This is a genomic window from Streptomyces sp. SD31, assembly GCF_052068475.1.
Taxonomy (GTDB): Bacteria; Actinomycetota; Actinomycetes; order Streptomycetales; family Streptomycetaceae; genus Streptomyces.
Genome location: NZ_JBQHCX010000029.1, coordinates 43656 through 59952, shown reverse-complemented (window position 1 = coordinate 59952; position 16297 = coordinate 43656). Strand labels below are relative to the sequence as shown.

Genomic DNA, 16297 nt, shown 5'->3' with positions numbered 1-16297 from the left:
CGAATGCGCCGTCATCGGCGTCGCCGACCCTCTGAAGGGACAAGTACCGCGCGGCTTCGTCGTCCTGAAAGCCGACGTCGACCGCGAACCAGGCGAGGTCGAGGCCGAACTCGTCCAGCTCGTACGCGAACGCATCGGCGCCGTCGCCTCCCTCAAGGACGTCGCGGTAGTAGCCGCCCTGCCCAAGACCCGCTCGGGAAAGATCCTCCGCAAGACAATGCGCGGCATCGCCGACGGCCACGACGAACCCATCCCCTCCACAGTGGACGACCCCGACGTCATCGAGATCCTGCGCCCTGTCCTCCGCCGCGCCGACCACACCCCGTGATCGGCTGTCGCCTTCCCTGACTAACGGTGGGCGGGCGCGCCCGGCGGACCGCCCCACCGGAGCCTTTGACGCCGATCATGTCGCGACCTGGGGTCTCCCCAGCGACCCGGCAGTCATCTCCACGGCCCGCGTCCAGGCATCCGATCAACTGACCGCCTGAGGGCTGGAAGAACTGGCCTTCACCACCGAATTCGTGGTCAGCGAACTGGTGGGGCGAACTGGTGACGACCACCATCCGCTACGGCAAGAGCCCCATCCAACTGCGGATGATCCTGCAGTCCGCCCTGACGCGCGAAGTCTCCGACGCCAGCAGCACCGCCCCGCACCTGCGCCGCGCCCGGGTCTTAGACGAGGGCGGCCGGGGCCTGCTCCTCCTCGTCCAGCCCACCGAACACTGGGGCACACGGCACAACCGCGAGGGCAAGGTCGTCTGGGCGGAGCAGGCGATTCCAGCAGCCGTTGCGGAACTCTCATCCGCTCTGGCGTGAGGTTCTTGCGCGAGCTGCGCCGCGCGGCTACGTGCCCCATGCCGGATCCACTTGCCACAGCCCACCCGCCCGCATAGAATTACGATCGTAATTTGATAGGCCGTCGCCGACTCCGACTCGGCCGGCGGGCGCAGGGCGGGTGCGTCTTCGGACCCGGAAGCAGAAGAGCCCGGTGTCCACGTCCACGCGGTGTCCGCCGCCCCCGCCCCTTTTGAAACCACCACCCATCACTTGAGGAATCCCCCATGCTCAACGCCCTGTGGAACCCGACCGTCGTCGGAGAGATCTCCCTGCCGCACCGGCTGGCCATGGCCCCCCTGACCCGCAGCAGGGCCACCCCGGACGGCGTGCCGACCGAGCTGAACGCCGAGTACTACGCCCAGCGCGCCTCGCACGCGCTCATCATCACCGAGGGCACCCAGCCCTCCGCCGACGGCCAGGGCTACCCGGTGACCCCGGGCATCTACACCGAGGAACACATCGCCGGCTGGCGCAAGGTCACCGACGCCGTACACGAGGCCGACGGACGCATCGTCATCCAGCTGATGCACGCCGGGCGCATCTCCCACCCGGACAACACCCCCCACCACCGGCAGCCGGTGGCCCCCTCCGCGATCAAGCCGGCCGGCCAGACGTTCACCCCGTCCGGGCTCCAGGAGATGCCGGAGCCGCGCGAGCTGTCCACCGAGGAGGTCGCCGCGACGGTCGACGACTTCCGGCGCGCCGCCGCGGCCGCCATCGCGGCCGGCGCCGACGGCGTCGAGATCCACGGGGCCAACGGCTACCTGGTCAACCAGTTCCTCTTCCCCAGCGCCAACCAGCGCACCGACCAGTACGGGGGCTCCCTCGACAACCGCATCCGTTTCGCGGTGGAGGTCGCCACGGCCGTGGCCGACGAGATCGGCGCCGGCCGCACCGGCATCCGGATCTCTCCCGGCAACCCCTTCAAGCTCAACGACCTCGCGGAGAGCGACCCGCACGAGCTCTACCCGCACCTCCTGCGCGCCCTCGCCCCCCTCAACCTCGCCTACCTGCACATCGGCCACGGCGGCGACGAGGAACTCCTCTTCACCCTCCGCAAGCTGTGGCCCACCTCCCTGATCCTCAACCGGGCCGGTGCCGACATCGCCACCCGCGCCAAGGACATCGAAGATGGTCTGGCCGACGTCGTCACCGTCGGCACCATGGCCCTCGCCAATCCCGACCTCGTCGAGCGCGTACGCTCCGGCGCCCCCCTGAACACCCCTGACCCCGCCACCTTCTACGGCGGCGGCGCGGCCGGCTACACCGACTACCCCACCCACGCCGCCTGACGAAGAGCACGGCGCCCGAAGGAATCATCTCCTTCGGGCGCCTGGGCACGACCGCGGCGCACGGCGGCCGGCGACCCGAGTAGTCATCGGGCTGCCACCGACGTGCGCCGCAGTCGTTTCACCTCGCACTCCGGCGTTCTGTGCCGAGATCGAGGGAGTCCGGCATCACGGCCCAGACCGATACCGGTCGCCGCCGAGGCTCACCTCTGCGAGGGAGGCACCGGGAAGAGCATGCAGCTGCTGGTGGCGTGGGCGAGCAGACGGTCCGTACCGTCGACCAACTGTGCCTGGGCCAGGGCGGTTTGACGACCCGTGCTGACCACCGTGCCGATGGCACGTACCGTGCCCGTGTCCACGGTGATCCGTCGTAGGAACTTCACCGTCAGGTCGAGCGAGGTGTACGCCACGCCCTGCGGAAGGGTCGACTGGACTGCGCAACCAGCCGCCGAGTCGAGCAGGGTGGCGAAGATGCCACCATGCACGCTGCCGATCGGGTTGTAGTGCTCCTCACCCGGTGTCAGGGAGAAGACCGCCCTGCCGGGCTCCACCTCGTCCAGAGTGAAGTCGATGGAGTAGTTGATGGGCGGCGCCGGCAGTCGCCCCGCCTGCAACTCACGCAGGAAGTCGATGCCGGCCAGGCGTCCGGCAGCTTCCGCCAGGATCGCGGGATCTTCCCATTGATACGTACGCGTTCGTCCCACGACCGGGCACCTTCCATCTGACTTTTGGACATGAAGCTAGCTTCTCGCTCACCTGACTGTCAATGACGAAGCCAGGCCCCTACGATGGCGGGATGGAGTGGCTTGAGGCGAGCACGGAGAACTGCCCCATCCAGCGCACGCTGGACGTGGTGGGTGAGAAATGGACGTTGCTGATCCTGCGGGACGCCGTCAACGGAGTCCGCCGCTTCGACGACTTCCACCGCCACATCGGGCTGTCGGAGGCCGTCCTCAGCGACCGCCTCCGGAAGCTGATCGCGGCCGGCGTCCTCAAGACCGTCCCCTACCGGGAGCCAGGCAGCCGCTCCCGCAACGAGTACCGCCTGACCCGCAAGGGCTGGGATCTGTGGCCTGTCCTTATGGCGCTGACCCAGTGGGGCGAGACGTACGCCCTCGGCCCCGAGGGGCCCGTACTGGACATCCGTCACACCGACTGCGACGCCCCGGTCCGCGTCATCGTCGAGTGTTCCGCGGAGCACTCCACCCTCACCCCCGGGCAAGTCACCGCCCGACTCGGACCCGGTGCCCGTATCCGGTCGTGAGCACGCCGGTCATGCGGACGCCGGACATGGGCCCGCCGGTCATGATATTACGTGCGTCAGGCCATGGATTACCCTTGAGTGCGAAGCATGGGCCTTACGGAGCGAACGGAGGAAGCTCGTGGTGCGCTACGCCAAGGAGCACAAGCAGGTGACGCGGCGACGCATCATCGAGAAGGCCGGCCACCGGTTCAAGCAGGACGGCATCGACGGCTCGGGCATCTCCACGCTGATGGCGGACGCAGGGCTCACCAACGGAGCCTTCTACGCCCACTTCGCGTCCAAGGACGACCTCGTCGCCCATGTCGTGGCCGAGGAACTGCACACGCAGGTCGCGAGCTACGGCACCCTGCGCCCCGGCCGCCCGGGACTCGAGGACCTCATTCGCGAGTACCTGTCCCCCGAGCACCGGGACCACCCCGGCCTCGGATGCCCCTCCGCCGCCCTTCTCGACGAGATCGGCCGCTGCGCGGACGGGACCAGGCAGGCCTACAGCGACGGCGCGCAGGCCATCCTGGAGGAGATCTCCGCCCGCCTGACACCCGAGGACCCGCAGTCCGCTCAGGCCAAGGCCATCGGCCTCTTCACCATGCTGGTGGGGACGTTGCAGCTGTCCCGCGCCTTGTCCGACCAGAAGCGCGCCGATGAGGTCCTGGAGTTGGGGATCGAGAACGCTCTCGCGTTCATGGGGTGAGGCGGAAGGCGAGGTCGCGTCAGTGAACGGGCGCCTCGAGCCGCTCACCCAAAGGGCGCCACGGCCCTGAGGCACCATCCTCGGCCCAGACTACGACCGCACCGCACGCCTTTTACCGCTCGAGGAACTCGAGAGCCGTCTCCACGAACTGCCCGTGGAACTGGAAGATGCCGCCATGGCCGGCGTCGGGATAGAGGACCAACTTCGCCGTTCGGCACTCGCCGCGCCAGGTCGACCGAGTTCTGGGTCGGAACCATCCTGTCGCTCTCGCCGTTTGCGACGAGCACCGGCTGGCGGATGACCGAGAGGTCGTGGGGCCGCTCCAGCCCCCAACGGTGAATGGCCTTGAGCTGAGCGCCGTACGACGCGAGAGAGATCGCCTTGTCCCTGCCCTGGGTGCGCTCCTTCAGGCGGGCCAGGAACTCCTTCCCGGCCCGACGCCCATTGGCGGTACGGGTGAAGAAGAGGAACTGCTTCGGGTCCTGAAGGGTGAGCAGCCCCCGAACGGTGTCGAGATGGGACAACCGGGTCACGTCCTTGATGCCCTCACCCCCCCCGCCGGACCGGTACCCGTGAGGATCAGCTTGCGGACGAGGTCCGGATCGGTCTGCGCGATCACCTGGGCGATCATGCCGCCCATCGAGAAGCCGTGGAGATCGACGTACTCGAGCCCGAGTGCCCGGATGAACGTGACGGTGTCCTTCGCCATCGCTTCGATGGTGCGCGGCGTCGAACCGCTGGAAGCACCGACACCCCTGTTGTCGAAGGTGACGACATGACGCTGGCGGCGATGCCGTCGACGACCCGGGGGTCCCAGTTGTCGAGAACCGCGGCGAGGTGGGTGAGGAAGACCACCGGGACGCCGGACCGGGGACCGAGCTCGCGGTAGGCGAAGGTCACTCCGTCGGCGGTGATGGTGCGGGTCGGTGCGTTCTTGTACGACGTCACGACGTCGCCTCGTACTTCCTGGGAGTCATTCACGCTTCCTGGGAGTCATTCACGTCGTGCCCTTCGGCATGGGGGGTGTTTCCCTGGCGTCTCCCGGCTGCGACTGCAGTCTGCGGGGGTCGACGGTCAAAGGCCGCGGACATCGGGACCCTATGGCGGAGCACCGACACAGCCGGCCGCCGGTTCGGGAGACCACGTCGACGGCTCGGCGCTCATTGCGCACGCGGGCCGAACAGGCCGGCCAGGTTGCGCGTCGGACATCTCCGCGAGGTCCCGGCGGGGACACGAAGTCGGCCACCAGGTCCCGTGGCGGTGACGTTCGCCCATCGCGCGAGCGCCGCCTCACACAAGCCGTGCGGCGGCGCCGGCACGATGCCTCGGCCCCGCCGCCGCCCCGCGTTGCGGGGGCGGCGGCGGGGCCGGTGTGGTCAGGCGGCGAGGAAGTCGGCCACCTGCCGGGTGAAGGCCTTGGCGTACTGGAACAGGAACGCGTGGCCGGCACCGGTGTAGAGCACGAGAGTGGCGTTGTCGAGGTGCTGGACCGCGACATAGGAGTTGTGGGCGGGGATCATCACGTCGTGCAGGCCGTTGGCGTAGAGGACGGGTTGCTTGATCGCCTCTAGTTCCGCCACCACCTCGTCGAAGGGCGCCGCCAGAAGGGCGGCCGCCGCGGTGAGCATGCCCTGGGCCGCCGCCTCGGAGACCGCGGGGCCGCCGGCGGCGAGCCGGGTCGCGACGTGGTCGAAGTGCTCGCGCCCGGAGGCGCGGGCCGTCTCCGTCTCGGGGTAGAACAGGTAGAGCATGTCCTCCAGGTCGGCATCGGGCTTGGCCATGATGCCCAGGACCTTCTCGCTGAAGGGCGGAGCGTCGGGCACCCAGCCGGCCGGGCCGCTGCCCGCCACGACGATCTTGCGCACCAGCTCGGGGCGTCGCACGGCCACCCGCTGGGCCACGATGCCACCCAGGGACCAGCCGAGCAGATCGGCCTGCGCGAGGCCGAGTGCGTCGATGAACTCGATGGCACCCTGGGCGAATCCCTCGAGGGAGTCACGCGGCTCGCCGTCGGTGTAGCCGACGCCGACGTTGTCGAACACGATCACGTCGTGGTCGGCGGCCAGGTAGTCCAGGAACTCCGGGTCCCACCAGTCGATGGTGCCGCGGAAGCGGTTCAGCAGGACCAGCGGGACACCGCCCTGCGGACCCATCCGCCGGTAGGTGAACCGCGCGGAGGGGCCCTCGACGACGAGGTCCTCGGCCTTGTCTGCCAGATAGGTGCTCATGATGTCCTTTTCCTCGTGACGGGTGCGCGTGACATCTCGCGGGTCCGCTCGCGCAGCACACCGCAGACGTGCCGGACGGCGGGACGGAGCTTTCGTTTTCTTCGCCGGCGCCCGATGCACCGCGCCGGCGCTGTCGACCAGGTCACACCGCGGCGGATGCCGACCCACGCCTGCCGATTCACTCCGATTGCCCCGGAATCCACCTCGCCGAGTACTGGAGCGGCACCGGCGGAGGGAGATTGAATTACATTCATAATACTATGCACGAGGGGCGAGGGTGGTGCAAGCAAGCCCTCACAGCCGAAGCCCTCGGAGCCGACCGCACTCCGCGACGCGCAACGAACACCCCCCGAGCGAGGGGGATGCGGCGCCACCTGGCGCGGCACCTCACCGTCGAACGGGCGGCCATTGGGCCGCGAGTTCATTGAAGTACGATCGAAATACAATGGCGAAGGCGCCCAGAAAGCGCAAGCAACCCCTCCGACGAGCAAAGGAGCGCGCGGTGCGCTACGGGAAAGAGCACAAGCAGGCGACCCGGCAGCGAATCATCGAGGCGGCCGGACGCCGGTTCAAGCGGGACGGCATCGACGGCTCGGGCATCTCGACGCTCATGACGGACGCGGGACTGACCAACGGCGCCTTCTACACCCACTTCACATCCAAGGACGACCTCGTCGCCACCGCGATCGCCGACCAATTGCAGGCGCAGAACGCGAGCATCGTCGCGCAGGCGGCACCCGGCCGCGCAGGACTTGAGCAGATCGTGCGCTGGTACCTGTCCGCCCAGCATCGCGACAGCTCCGACGACGGCTGCCCCTCCGCCGCCCTGCTCGACGAAATCGGGCGCTGCGCAGACCCGACCAAGCGGGCTTACACCGACGGCGTACTGATGGTCATCGACGGCATCGCCGCCCGCCTGGCACCCGACGATCCCCTCTCGGTCCGCACCAGGGCACTCAGCGCCTACGCCATGATGGCCGGAACACTCCAGCTTGCCCGAGCCCTCGTCGACCGGCAGCTCGCCGATGAGCTGCTCGAACAGGGCATCCACAACGCCTTCGCCCTGCTGGGCGTGGAGCATGGGCACTCCAGCCCCGCGATGTGACACACCCGCACCCCCTTGCGGTCCACCGGCCCGCCACATAGCATTACGATCGTAATATCAAGGGTTGCGGCGTCCGTCCCCCGGGGATTCCTGGGCTGCCCAGGAATCCCGCGATGCACATCACCGTCCACTTGCGGACGAGATACGGAGACGACGATGAGGGCCGTCACGGTGGAGCGCTACGGCGACAAGGCCGGCGTGCGGGCCAGTGAGGTGCCGGACCCGGAGGTGGGCGCGCACGACGTGCTGGTCCGGATCCATGCCGCGAGCGTCAACCCGCTCGACCGCATGATCCGGGACGGGGAGCTGAAGGCGATCCTGCCGTACCGGCTCCCGGTCGTCCTGGGCAACGACCTCGCCGGAACCGTGGTCGAAGTAGGCGCGGCCGTCACGCGCTTCGCGGTGGGCGACGAGGTCTTCGCGCGGCCCGACAAGGACGCAACGAGAAGTGCCCTGAAACTCGCCACATAAGGACCTGGACATGAACACACCGCGGAATTCACCGTCCTCCTCGACGTCGTCGTACCAGAACGCGCCGACCCGCTCCGTGTCCGTCCGCGGCGAGGACTTCGCCTACCGGGCACTCGGCCCTGAGGACGGCGTACCGCTGATCCTCCTGATTCATCTGGCCGGGGTCCTGGACAACTGGGACCCGCGCGTCGTCGACGGACTCGCCGCACGACGCCGGGTCATCGCCTTCGACAACCGCGGGGTGGGCGGATCGAGCGGCTCCACGCCGGACACGATCGAGGCGATGGCCCGCGACGCGGTGCTGTTCATCCGAGCCCTCGGTTTCGACCAGGTCGATCTGCTCGGCCTGTCGATGGGCGGCTTCATCGCACAGGTCATCGCGGAACAAGAACCTCACCTCATCCGCAAGGTCATCCTGGCGGGCACAGGCCCCGCCGGTGGCCCCGGCATCGACAAGGTCCCGGCGCTCACCATCCGGGCCACGCTCAAGGGCGCCCTGACCCGCCAGGATCCCAAGCTCTCCCTCTTCTTCACCGAAACCGCGGGCGGTCGGCGGGCCGGACGTGCCTTCCTGGAACGGCTGAAGGAGCGTACGCACCACCGCGACAAGGACATCTCGTTGCCGGCGTTCCGAGCCCAGCTGAAGGCCATCAGACAATGGGGCCGCCAGGCGCCGTCGGACCTGTCGGAGATTCGCCAACCGGTGCTCGTGGCAAACGGCGAGAACGACCGCATGGTGCCCAGCCACAACACACTCGACCTGGCCGCCCGCCTGCCCCGGGGCGAACTCGTGCCCCTCTACCCGGATGCCGGACACGGGGGGATCTTCCAGTACCACGATGAATTCGTGGCAAGGGCACTCGAGTTCCTTGGGTCCTGAACCAGAGCGACTGTCGGCAAACACCGCTGGGTCGTCGAGAGAACGATGTCCTGGCTGAACGGGTGCCGCCGGCTACACCGCCGCTACGAGCGCAAGGCCGAGCACTTCCTGGCCTTCGTCGGCTTGGCCAGTGCCCTGATCTGCTACCGGCGCGCCACCCGATGGGGACACTCTTGCACTCCCCACGGGATGGCCAGGTAGTTGAATTCGCGTCGGAGGTGCGGGGATGAGCGTGGCATGGGCGGCGACGGCACTGGAATCAGGGCGGTACTCCGCGGTGGAGAGAAGTTCAGACGTCAGTGAGCTGACGGATCACTTCAATGAACTACGCTCCCGTGGCCGGGGGTACCTTGAGGTCCGACTGCCAGGCCGTGAGTAGCCCCGGCTGGCTCTGGGTTTCCAAGGAGATCAGGCGGTCATCCACCTGTTCGATGACGCTGGTGGGTCCGCCCTGCTCACAGGAGACGACACCACCGCGGCGGATGCCGTCGTCAACGTCCCGATCATGGACGACCTGGCTGCGTTCAGTGGCGACTTCGTCCTGACTGCCGATCGCGCCTGGGCCCTCGTTCGCAACTTCATCCAGACGGGGGCGCATGACGAACTGGGCGAGTGGTGTGAGTTGTAACCACGGCACGATCGCCAATCGAGACATCATCCAAGGTCTGTGGTCACGGCTGGCTAACGCCGCACCCTCGGCATCCCCAGACCGATCCACGAGATGATCTCCCGCTGGATCTCGTTGTTGCCGCCGCCGAAGGTGAAGATGACGGCCGAGCGGTAGCCGCGCTCCAGCTCGCCGTGGAGCACCGCCCCCGCCGAGCCCTCCTTCAGCGTGCCGGGTGCGGCGACGATCTCCATCAGCCAGGCGTATGCGTCACGGCGCGCCTCGGAGCCGTAGACCTTGACGGCGGAGGCGTCCTGCGGGGTGAGTGTGCCCTCCTGTACGGCGCTGACCATCTGCCAGTTGAGGAGCTTGAGGGCGTCGAGCTTGGTGTGGGTCTGGGCGAGGCGGCGGCGCACCCAGGGCAGGTCGATCACTCGGCGGCCGTCGGCGAGCTTGGTCTCCATGGCCCAGCGCTGCACGTCGTGCAGGGCGCGGATGGCCATGGTGCCGTGGGCGGCGAGGGTGACGCGCTCGTGGTTGAGCTGGTTGGTGATCAGGCGCCAGCCCTGGTTCTCGGCGCCGACCCGGCGGGAGACGGGGACGCGGATGTTCTCGTAGTAGCTGGCCGTGGTGTCGTGCGAGGCGAGGGTGTTGATGAGGGTGCAGGAGTAGCCGGGCTCGGTGGTCGGGACGAGGAGCATGGTGATGCCCTTGTGCGGCGGGGCGTCCGGGTCGGTGCGGACGGCCAGCCAGACCCAGTCGGCCGTGTCGCCGTTGGTCGTCCAGATCTTCTGGCCGTTGACGACGTACTCGTCACCGTCCCGTACCGCGCGCGTCCTGAGCGAGGCCAGGTCCGTGCCCGCGTCGGGCTCGCTGTAGCCGATCGCGAAGTCGATCTCGCCGGAGAGGATCTTCGGCAGGAAGTACGCCTTCTGCTCGTCCGTGCCGTACTGCATGATCGTCGGGCCGACGGTGTTCAGGGCCATCAGGGGCAGCGGGACGCCGGCCTGGGCGGCCTCGTCGAAGAAGATGAACTGTTCCATCGCGGTCAGGCCGCGCCCGCCGTACTCCTTGGGCCAGCCCACGCCGAGCCAGCCGTCCGTGCCGAGCCGCCGGATGGTCTTGCGGTAGTAGCGCTTCTGGGCCGCCGGGTCGGCGAAGCGGGTCTGTGCGGGGTCCGGCACCAGCTCGGCGAAGTAGTCGCGCAGTTCGCTGCGCAGCCGCTGCTGCTCGGGCGTGTATTCGAGGTGCACGGCGCCTCCAGGCTCCCCAAGGCCGGTCCTGACGGCGCACACCGTAGAACGTGTTCCAGAAATTGGGAATGGCGAGGAGCGGGCGGATCCGGCACCGGAGCTGCCGCCGACCCGGCGCAGATCGCTCAGTCGAGCGTGGCCAGGAAGTCCATGCAGGCCTGTGCGCACTCCCGGCACGCCTTCGCGGTGTCCTCGGCACCCGGGTACCGGTCGAAGAGATGTGCGCACTCCAGGCACACCGTCCGGGTCCACTCCAGCTGGACGCGGAGGGCGGCCTCGGCGCCTTCGTCCGCATGCTCCTCGGAGAGCACCCGGCAGGTCGCGTCGCACACCTCGGCGCACAGGATGCCCTTGCGGCGAACAAGCTCCTGGTCCTCGGGCCCGTCCGGATCCACCAGGCTCGCGCGCAGCGCACAGGCTCGAGCGCACTCGGTGCAGGCCTGGGCGGCGGCGAAACGGTCCTCCAGGAACTGGACGAGCTGCTGCTGGGACGTTGTCTGTGTCACACCGCTCGGGTAGCCGGAGTCGGTGCGCCCAAACCCGGCGTTCGCAAGGGTTCCGGCCGGGTCAGCGGGGGTCGCGGTCGAGCGAGCGCGTCGCTCAGCACGGCAGGTGATCGGGTTCACGCGGGGCGGCGGGGGTACTCGCGGCCCCATGGACATCGCATGGACGAACATCGCCGCGGAAGGTGCGCTCGGCATCGGACTGGTCGTCGCCGGTCTGGTCGTCGTGGCGCTGCTCATCGGCGCCTTCGTGCTGGGCGCCCGGATCAGGCGCCGGGAACCGCCGCCGCCACGCCCCGAGGAGCAGCCGCATCTGCCCGAGGGGGGCCCGGTCCACGAGGTCCGGGAGCACCGGGAGCCGGACGAGGTACCCAGAAGCGACCGCCGGCTGACCCCGCACGAGATGCCCGCCCACGGCAACGTCCCCTCGCGCACCAGCCCCTCGCAGACACGGCGCCGCTGGACCGAAGGCGGCAGCGGGTCGTTCGGCAGCGGGGGGCCGGGCAACACCTGACACCTGACACCTGACGCCTGACCGGCCGGGGCAGACCAACGAGTGATCGTACGTGACTGTCCGTTTCCGGGGTCGGCGCCGGGGGCACTCGTGATCCGTGCTGTGGAGGAGGAGCAGGGCCCGTGCCGACGCGCGAGCCCGTCATGCCGCTCAGCGCACCGCCGACTACGTCGACGCGCGACTGCCGCTCTCCGAGGGCGGTGGTCTGCTGCGCAAGGCCTTTCCCGACCACTGGTCCTTCCTGCTGGGTGAGATCGCCCTCTACAGCTTCGTCGTCCTGCTGCTGACCGGCGTGTGGCTGACGCTGTTCTTCCACCCGTCGATGACGGAGGTCGTCTACCACGGCTCGTACCGGCCGCTCAACGGGATGCGGATGTCCTCGGCGTACGAGTCGACGCTGGACATCAGCTTCGACGTGCGCGGCGGTCTGCTGATCCGTCAGGTGCACCACTGGGCGGCCCTGGTGTTCCTCGCCGCGATCGGGCTGCATCTGCTGCGGATCTTCTTCACGGGCGCGTTCCGCCGGCCCCGCGAGGTCAACTGGCTGATCGGCGTGACCCTGTTCATGCTGGCGCTGGCGGAGGGCTTCGCCGGCTACTCGCTGCCGGACGACCTGCTGTCGGGGACGGGCCTGCGGATCGCCCAGGGCATCATGCTGTCGATCCCGGTGGTGGGGACGTATGTGAGCATGTTCGCGTTCGGCGGCGAGTTTCCCGGCGAGGAACTGATCCCGCGGCTGTACGCGCTGCACATCCTGCTGCTCCCCGGACTGCTGCTCGCGCTCATCACGGTGCACCTGATCCTGGTCTTCTACCTCAAGCACACGCACTGGGCGGGCCGCGGCCGCACCAACCGCAACGCGGTCGGCAAACCCATGTTCCCGCAGTTCACGGCGGCTTCGAGCGGCCTGTTCCTGATGGTCTTCGGGGTGCTGACGCTGCTCTCGGGGGTCGGGCAGATCAACCCGATCTGGGCGTACGGCCCCTATCGCGCGGACGTCGTGTCCACGGGTTCCCAGCCGGACTGGTACGTCGGCTTCCTGGAGGGCTCGCTGCGGCTGGTGCCGCCGTGGGAGACGGTGGTGGCCGGGCACACGGTGATGTGGAACGTGCTGTTGCCCGCGGTCGTGCTCCCGGGCGTCCTGTTCGCGGTGCTGTACGCGTACCCGTTCGTCGAGCGGTGGGTGACCGGTGACCGCGAGGAGCACCATCTGTGCGACCGGCCCCGCGACAAGCCCGTGCGCACGGGGCTCGGTGTCGCGGCGCTCAGCTGCTACGCCGTCCTGCTGGCGGCGGGCGGCAACGACATCATCGCGCACGCCTTCAGGGTCTCCGTGAACGCGCTGACCTGGGTCTTCCGGATCGCTTTCGTGCTGCTGCCGCCGCTCGCGTTCATGGTGACCAAGCGCGTCTGCGTGGCGCTGCAGGATGCGGACCGGGAGCGGCTGACGGAGGGCGAGGAGACCGGCGAGGTGCGGCAGACGATCGCGGGCGGCTACGAGGGGAGCCACGAGCCGCTCGACGAGGAGCGGCGGTATGTGCTGAGGAGCTATGGCTACCGCGTCGAGGACGAACGGGAATCGTCGGCGGACGAGCTGGAACGCTGAGCATCCCGGCCCACGTACTGGAACACCATGCCGAATACCCCGTGCCCGAGCACGCCGACGCCCAGCAGGAACAGCCACAGGCCGTAGACGACACCGAGCGCCGCCAGGACGGATCCCAGTGCCGTAGTGATGGGCCAGGGGCTGTGCGGCGCGAAGAAGTGGAGCGGGCCCGCGGTGTCGGCGACTTCGGCGTCCGGGCGGTCCTGTGCCCTCAGGCCCCGCCTGCGGTACTGCATGTGCAGGAAGAACGCGACGAGGGCGGCCATCAGGAAGGCGATGGTCAGGACGGCGGTACCGGCGGGTTCCTTGGAACGCCAGCCGTAGCCGACGGCGGTGACGAGGAAGAACCCCGCCACGCCGATGAACAGACGGGCCTCGGTCTTCACTGCACTTGCCTTTGGTCGAGGCGGGTGACGTCGGGATGGTGCAGGTCGAACGCCGGGGACTCGGAGCGGATCCGGGGCAGCGCCGTGAAGTTGTGGCGTGGGGGCGGACAGGAAGTGGCCCATTCGAGGGAGCGGCCGTATCCCCAGGGGTCGTTGCGGGCCAGCCGCGTGCCGTAGTGGGTGGTGCGCCAGATGTTGTAGAAGAACGGCAGCATGGACAGGCCGAGCAGGAACGAACCGATGGAGCTGATGGTGTTCAGGAGCGTGAAGCCGTCCGCGGTCAGATAGTCGGCGTAGCGGCGGGGCATGCCCTCTTCGCCGAGCCAGTGCTGGACCAGGAACGTGGTCTGGAAGCCGACGAAGAGGGTCCAGAAGTGGATCTTGCCGAGGCGCTCGTCGAGCATCCTCCCGGTGAACTTCGGCCACCAGAAGTAGAAGCCCCCGAACATCGCGAAGACGACCGTGCCGAACAGCACATAGTGCAGATGGGCGACGATGAAGTACGAGTCGGTGAGGTGGAAGTCCAGCGGCGGGGAGGCGATGACGACGCCGCTCATACCGCCGAGCAGGAACGTCACAAGGAACCCCATCGCCCACAGCATCGGCGTCTCGAAGGACAGCGATCCCTTCCACATGGTGCCGATCCAGGCGAAGAACTTGATGCCGGTCGGCACGGCGATGAGGAAGGACATCAGGGAGAAGAACGGCAGCAGTACGGCTCCGGTCGCGAACATGTGGTGGGCCCACACCACGGCCGACAGCATGGTGATGACGATGGTGGCGCCGATGAGGCCGAGGTAGCTGAAGAGCGGCTTGCGGCTGAACACCGGGATGATCTCGGAGATGATCCCGAAGAACGGCAGCGCGACGATGTAGACCTCGGGGTGCCCGAAGAACCAGAACAGGTGCTGCCACAGCAGCGAGCCGCCGTTCGCCGCGTCGTAGATGTGCGCCCCGAACTTGCGGTCCGCCTCCAGGGCGAACAGGGCGGCCGTGAGGACGGGGAACGCGGGCAGGATCAGGATCGAGGTGAACAGCACGTTCCAGGTGAACAGCGGCATCCGGAACATGGTCATGCCGGGGGCGCGCAGGCACAGGATCGTGGTGATGAAGTTGACCGCGCCGAGTGTGGTGGACACACCGGTCACCACCAGGCCCATGGTCCACAGGTCACCGCCCGAGCCGGGGCTGCGCACCGCGCTGTTGAGGGGCGCGTAGGCGAACCAGCCGAAGCTCGCCGCTCCCCCGGGCACGACGAAGCCGGCCACGACCATCAGGCCGCCGCCCAGGTACATCCAGTACGACAGGGCGTTCAGCCGTGGGAACGCCACGTCCGGGGAGCCGATCTGCAGCGGCATGATCGCGTTGGCGAACCCGGCGAACAGCGGTGTCGCGAAGAGCAGCATCATGACCGTGCCGTGCACGGTGAACAGCTGGTTGTACTGGTCGTTGCTGAACAACTGGAGCCCGGGGCGGGCGAGTTCGGCCCGCATCAGCAGCGCGAGGACGCCGCCGAGCAGGAAGAAGCCGAAGGCGGTCGTCATATAGAGGTTGCCGATCACCTTGTGGTCGGTCGTCGTCGCCCACCGCAGCAACGCCCGGCCGAGTCTCCCGCGCCGCCGGGGCGGCGTCGTGCGCGCCGGCTCGGTCCTGCTGTCCACCGCCATGCGCCGCTGGGTACCCGGGCAGCGGTGGTGTCAGTCCTTCGTGCCAGGGCATTCACCCGTGCGCCTCACCTGGCATCGCCGGTCCCTCCAGGTGCCGGACGTGGGCGTGGTCCGCGTCCGGGGTGCGCGGCTCGTCCTCGGTCAGTACGGTGCTGTTCTGGTGCTCGAGCAGGCGGCGGGAGGCGGCATGGCCGGCGACAAGGCGAAGAAGCTGCCGCGCAAGGCGTACGAGAAGGAACTGCTGCGTCTGCAGACGGAGTTGGTGAAGCTGCAGGAGTGGGTGCGGGCGCAGGGCGCCCGGCTGGTCGTCGTCTTCGAGGGGCGGGACGCGGCGGGCAAGGGCGGCACCATCAAGCGGGTCACCGAGCACCTGAACCCGCGTGTGGCGCGCATCGCGGCCCTGCCCAAGCCGACCGAGCGCGAGCGCACCCAGTGGTACTTCCAGCGGTACATCGGGCATCTGCCGGCCGCCGGGGAGATCGTGCTGTTCGACCGCAGCTGGTACAACCGGGCCGGCGTCGAGCACGTCATGGGCTTCTGCACCAAGGAGGAGTACCAGCTCTTCCTGCGGCAGTGCCCCCTCTTCGAGCGGATGCTGGTGGAGGACGGGATCCTGCTGCGCAAGTACTGGTTCTCGGTGAGCGACGAGGAGCAGCAGGACCGCTTCCGGCGCCGTCTGGAGGATCCGCTGCGGCGCTGGAAGCTGTCCTCGATGGACATGGAGTCGATCACCCGCTGGGAGGAGTACTCCCGGGCCAAGGACGAGATGATGGTGCACACCGACATCACCGAGGCGCCCTGGTACGTCGTCGAGAGCGACGACAAGCGCCGGGCCCGGCTGAACATGATCGCCCATCTGCTGGACTCCGTGCCGTACCAGGACGTGCGCCCGGCCGTCCCGGACCTGCCCGAACGGCCGGAGTCGACCGGCTATCAGCGGCCGCCGCGCGATCTGCAGAACTACGTCCCGGACCACGCGGCGAGCCTCTGAGCCGG

Annotated in this window: 17 protein-coding genes and 3 pseudogenes; 12 read left to right on the top strand and 8 right to left on the bottom strand. The window is 68.6% G+C overall.

What is annotated here, in order from left to right:
* The 3 genes and pseudogenes from ACTMVF_RS41175 to ACTMVF_RS41165 all read left to right on the top strand — a co-directional run.
* A partial coding sequence (locus tag ACTMVF_RS41175; RefSeq protein WP_441276219.1) for an AMP-binding enzyme occupies positions 1–328 on the top strand: 328 nt, incomplete at its 5' end.
* 37 nt (positions 329–365) lie between these two features.
* Positions 366–816: pseudogene (locus ACTMVF_RS41170) on the top strand (ATP-binding protein); the annotation flags it as partial.
* 245 nt (positions 817–1061) lie between these two features.
* Positions 1062–2129, top strand: a complete 1068-nt coding sequence (locus ACTMVF_RS41165; RefSeq protein WP_441276218.1) for an alkene reductase — start codon at positions 1062–1064, stop codon at positions 2127–2129.
* A gap of 200 nt (positions 2130–2329) precedes the next feature.
* Here the strand turns inward: ACTMVF_RS41165 and ACTMVF_RS41160 are convergent, their stop codons facing one another.
* Complete coding sequence (locus ACTMVF_RS41160) at positions 2330–2830, bottom strand: PaaI family thioesterase (protein ID WP_441276217.1); 501 nt, start codon at positions 2828–2830, stop codon at positions 2330–2332.
* Positions 2831–2922: 92 nt separating this feature from the next.
* On the opposite strand from ACTMVF_RS41160, the gene ACTMVF_RS41155 reads away from it, so the two are divergent.
* Both ACTMVF_RS41155 and ACTMVF_RS41150 read left to right on the top strand, forming a co-directional pair.
* Positions 2923–3390 (top strand): winged helix-turn-helix transcriptional regulator, encoded by a 468-nt coding sequence (locus ACTMVF_RS41155; RefSeq protein WP_441276216.1) that lies wholly within the window; start codon positions 2923–2925, stop codon positions 3388–3390.
* 118 nt (positions 3391–3508) lie between these two features.
* Positions 3509–4081, top strand: a complete 573-nt coding sequence (locus ACTMVF_RS41150) for a TetR/AcrR family transcriptional regulator (protein WP_441276215.1) — start codon at positions 3509–3511, stop codon at positions 4079–4081.
* Between the two features lie 529 nt (positions 4082–4610).
* Here the strand turns inward: ACTMVF_RS41150 and ACTMVF_RS41145 are convergent.
* Positions 4611–4898, bottom strand: coding sequence for an alpha/beta fold hydrolase (locus ACTMVF_RS41145; RefSeq protein ID WP_441276223.1), 288 nt, complete (start codon positions 4896–4898; stop codon positions 4611–4613).
* A gap of 559 nt (positions 4899–5457) precedes the next feature.
* Positions 5458–6309, bottom strand: coding sequence for an alpha/beta fold hydrolase (locus ACTMVF_RS41140; RefSeq protein ID WP_441276214.1), 852 nt, complete (start codon positions 6307–6309; stop codon positions 5458–5460).
* Between the two features lie 502 nt (positions 6310–6811).
* On the opposite strand from ACTMVF_RS41140, the gene ACTMVF_RS41135 reads away from it, so the two are divergent.
* The 4 genes and pseudogenes from ACTMVF_RS41135 to ACTMVF_RS41120 all read left to right on the top strand — a co-directional run.
* A complete protein-coding gene (locus ACTMVF_RS41135) occupies positions 6812–7414 on the top strand; it encodes a TetR family transcriptional regulator (RefSeq protein ID WP_441276213.1) in 603 nt (200 codons plus the stop codon).
* 156 nt (positions 7415–7570) lie between these two features.
* A pseudogene (locus tag ACTMVF_RS41130) lies at positions 7571–7852 on the top strand (alcohol dehydrogenase catalytic domain-containing protein); the annotation flags it as partial.
* Between the two features lie 43 nt (positions 7853–7895).
* Complete coding sequence (locus ACTMVF_RS41125; protein ID WP_441276212.1) at positions 7896–8765, top strand: alpha/beta fold hydrolase; 870 nt, start codon at positions 7896–7898, stop codon at positions 8763–8765.
* Positions 8766–8777: 12 nt separating this feature from the next.
* Positions 8778–8966 (top strand): annotated as a pseudogene (locus ACTMVF_RS41120) (transposase); the annotation flags it as partial.
* Between the two features lie 124 nt (positions 8967–9090).
* Here the strand turns inward: ACTMVF_RS41120 and ACTMVF_RS41115 are convergent.
* From ACTMVF_RS41115 to ACTMVF_RS41105, 3 genes are all read right to left on the bottom strand, one after another.
* Entirely contained in the window at positions 9091–9411 is a 321-nt protein-coding gene (locus tag ACTMVF_RS41115; RefSeq protein WP_441276211.1) for a hypothetical protein, read from the bottom strand.
* Between the two features lie 35 nt (positions 9412–9446).
* Positions 9447–10625, bottom strand: a complete 1179-nt coding sequence (locus tag ACTMVF_RS41110; protein WP_441276210.1) for an acyl-CoA dehydrogenase family protein — start codon at positions 10623–10625, stop codon at positions 9447–9449.
* Between the two features lie 125 nt (positions 10626–10750).
* Entirely contained in the window at positions 10751–11131 is a 381-nt protein-coding gene (locus ACTMVF_RS41105) for a ferredoxin (protein ID WP_441276209.1), read from the bottom strand.
* Positions 11132–11279: 148 nt separating this feature from the next.
* On the opposite strand from ACTMVF_RS41105, the gene ACTMVF_RS41100 reads away from it, so the two are divergent.
* Entirely contained in the window at positions 11280–11642 is a 363-nt protein-coding gene (locus ACTMVF_RS41100) for a DUF6479 family protein (RefSeq protein WP_441276208.1), read from the top strand.
* 97 nt (positions 11643–11739) lie between these two features.
* Positions 11740–13248, top strand: coding sequence for a cytochrome bc1 complex cytochrome b subunit (gene qcrB / locus ACTMVF_RS41095; RefSeq protein ID WP_441276207.1), 1509 nt, complete (start codon positions 11740–11742; stop codon positions 13246–13248).
* Here the strand turns inward: qcrB and ctaF are convergent.
* Both ctaF and ctaD read right to left on the bottom strand, forming a co-directional pair.
* Positions 13197–13634: an aa3-type cytochrome oxidase subunit IV gene (ctaF, locus tag ACTMVF_RS41090; RefSeq protein WP_302003115.1), complete on the bottom strand. Its 438-nt coding sequence runs from the start codon at positions 13632–13634 to the stop codon at positions 13197–13199. The two genes, qcrB and ctaF, sit on opposite strands and share 52 nt — an antisense overlap.
* Complete coding sequence (ctaD, locus tag ACTMVF_RS41085; protein ID WP_441276206.1) at positions 13631–15301, bottom strand: aa3-type cytochrome oxidase subunit I; 1671 nt, start codon at positions 15299–15301, stop codon at positions 13631–13633. Before ctaD ends, ctaF begins: the two co-directional genes overlap by 4 nt.
* Before the next feature lie 187 nt (positions 15302–15488).
* Between ctaD and ppk2 the strand changes: the two genes are divergently transcribed.
* Positions 15489–16292: a polyphosphate kinase 2 gene (gene ppk2, locus ACTMVF_RS41080; RefSeq protein WP_441276222.1), complete on the top strand. Its 804-nt coding sequence runs from the start codon at positions 15489–15491 to the stop codon at positions 16290–16292.
* Positions 16293–16297: the final 5 nt, after the last annotated feature.

What these genes read in the sequence shown, in the direction of transcription:
- ACTMVF_RS41155 (WP_441276216.1), top strand. Translation starts at nt 2,923, where the DNA reads ATGGAGTGGCTTGAGGCGAGCACGGAGAACTGCCCCATCCAGCGCACG.
- ACTMVF_RS41140 (WP_441276214.1), bottom strand. Translation starts at nt 6,309, where the DNA reads ATGAGCACCTATCTGGCAGACAAGGCCGAGGACCTCGTCGTCGAGGGC.
- ctaD (WP_441276206.1), bottom strand. Translation starts at nt 15,301, where the DNA reads ATGGCGGTGGACAGCAGGACCGAGCCGGCGCGCACGACGCCGCCCCGG.
- ACTMVF_RS41125 (WP_441276212.1), top strand. Translation starts at nt 7,896, where the DNA reads ATGAACACACCGCGGAATTCACCGTCCTCCTCGACGTCGTCGTACCAG.
- ppk2 (WP_441276222.1), top strand. Translation starts at nt 15,489, where the DNA reads ATGGCCGGCGACAAGGCGAAGAAGCTGCCGCGCAAGGCGTACGAGAAG.
- ACTMVF_RS41100 (WP_441276208.1), top strand. Translation starts at nt 11,280, where the DNA reads ATGGACATCGCATGGACGAACATCGCCGCGGAAGGTGCGCTCGGCATC.
- ACTMVF_RS41165 (WP_441276218.1), top strand. Translation starts at nt 1,062, where the DNA reads ATGCTCAACGCCCTGTGGAACCCGACCGTCGTCGGAGAGATCTCCCTG.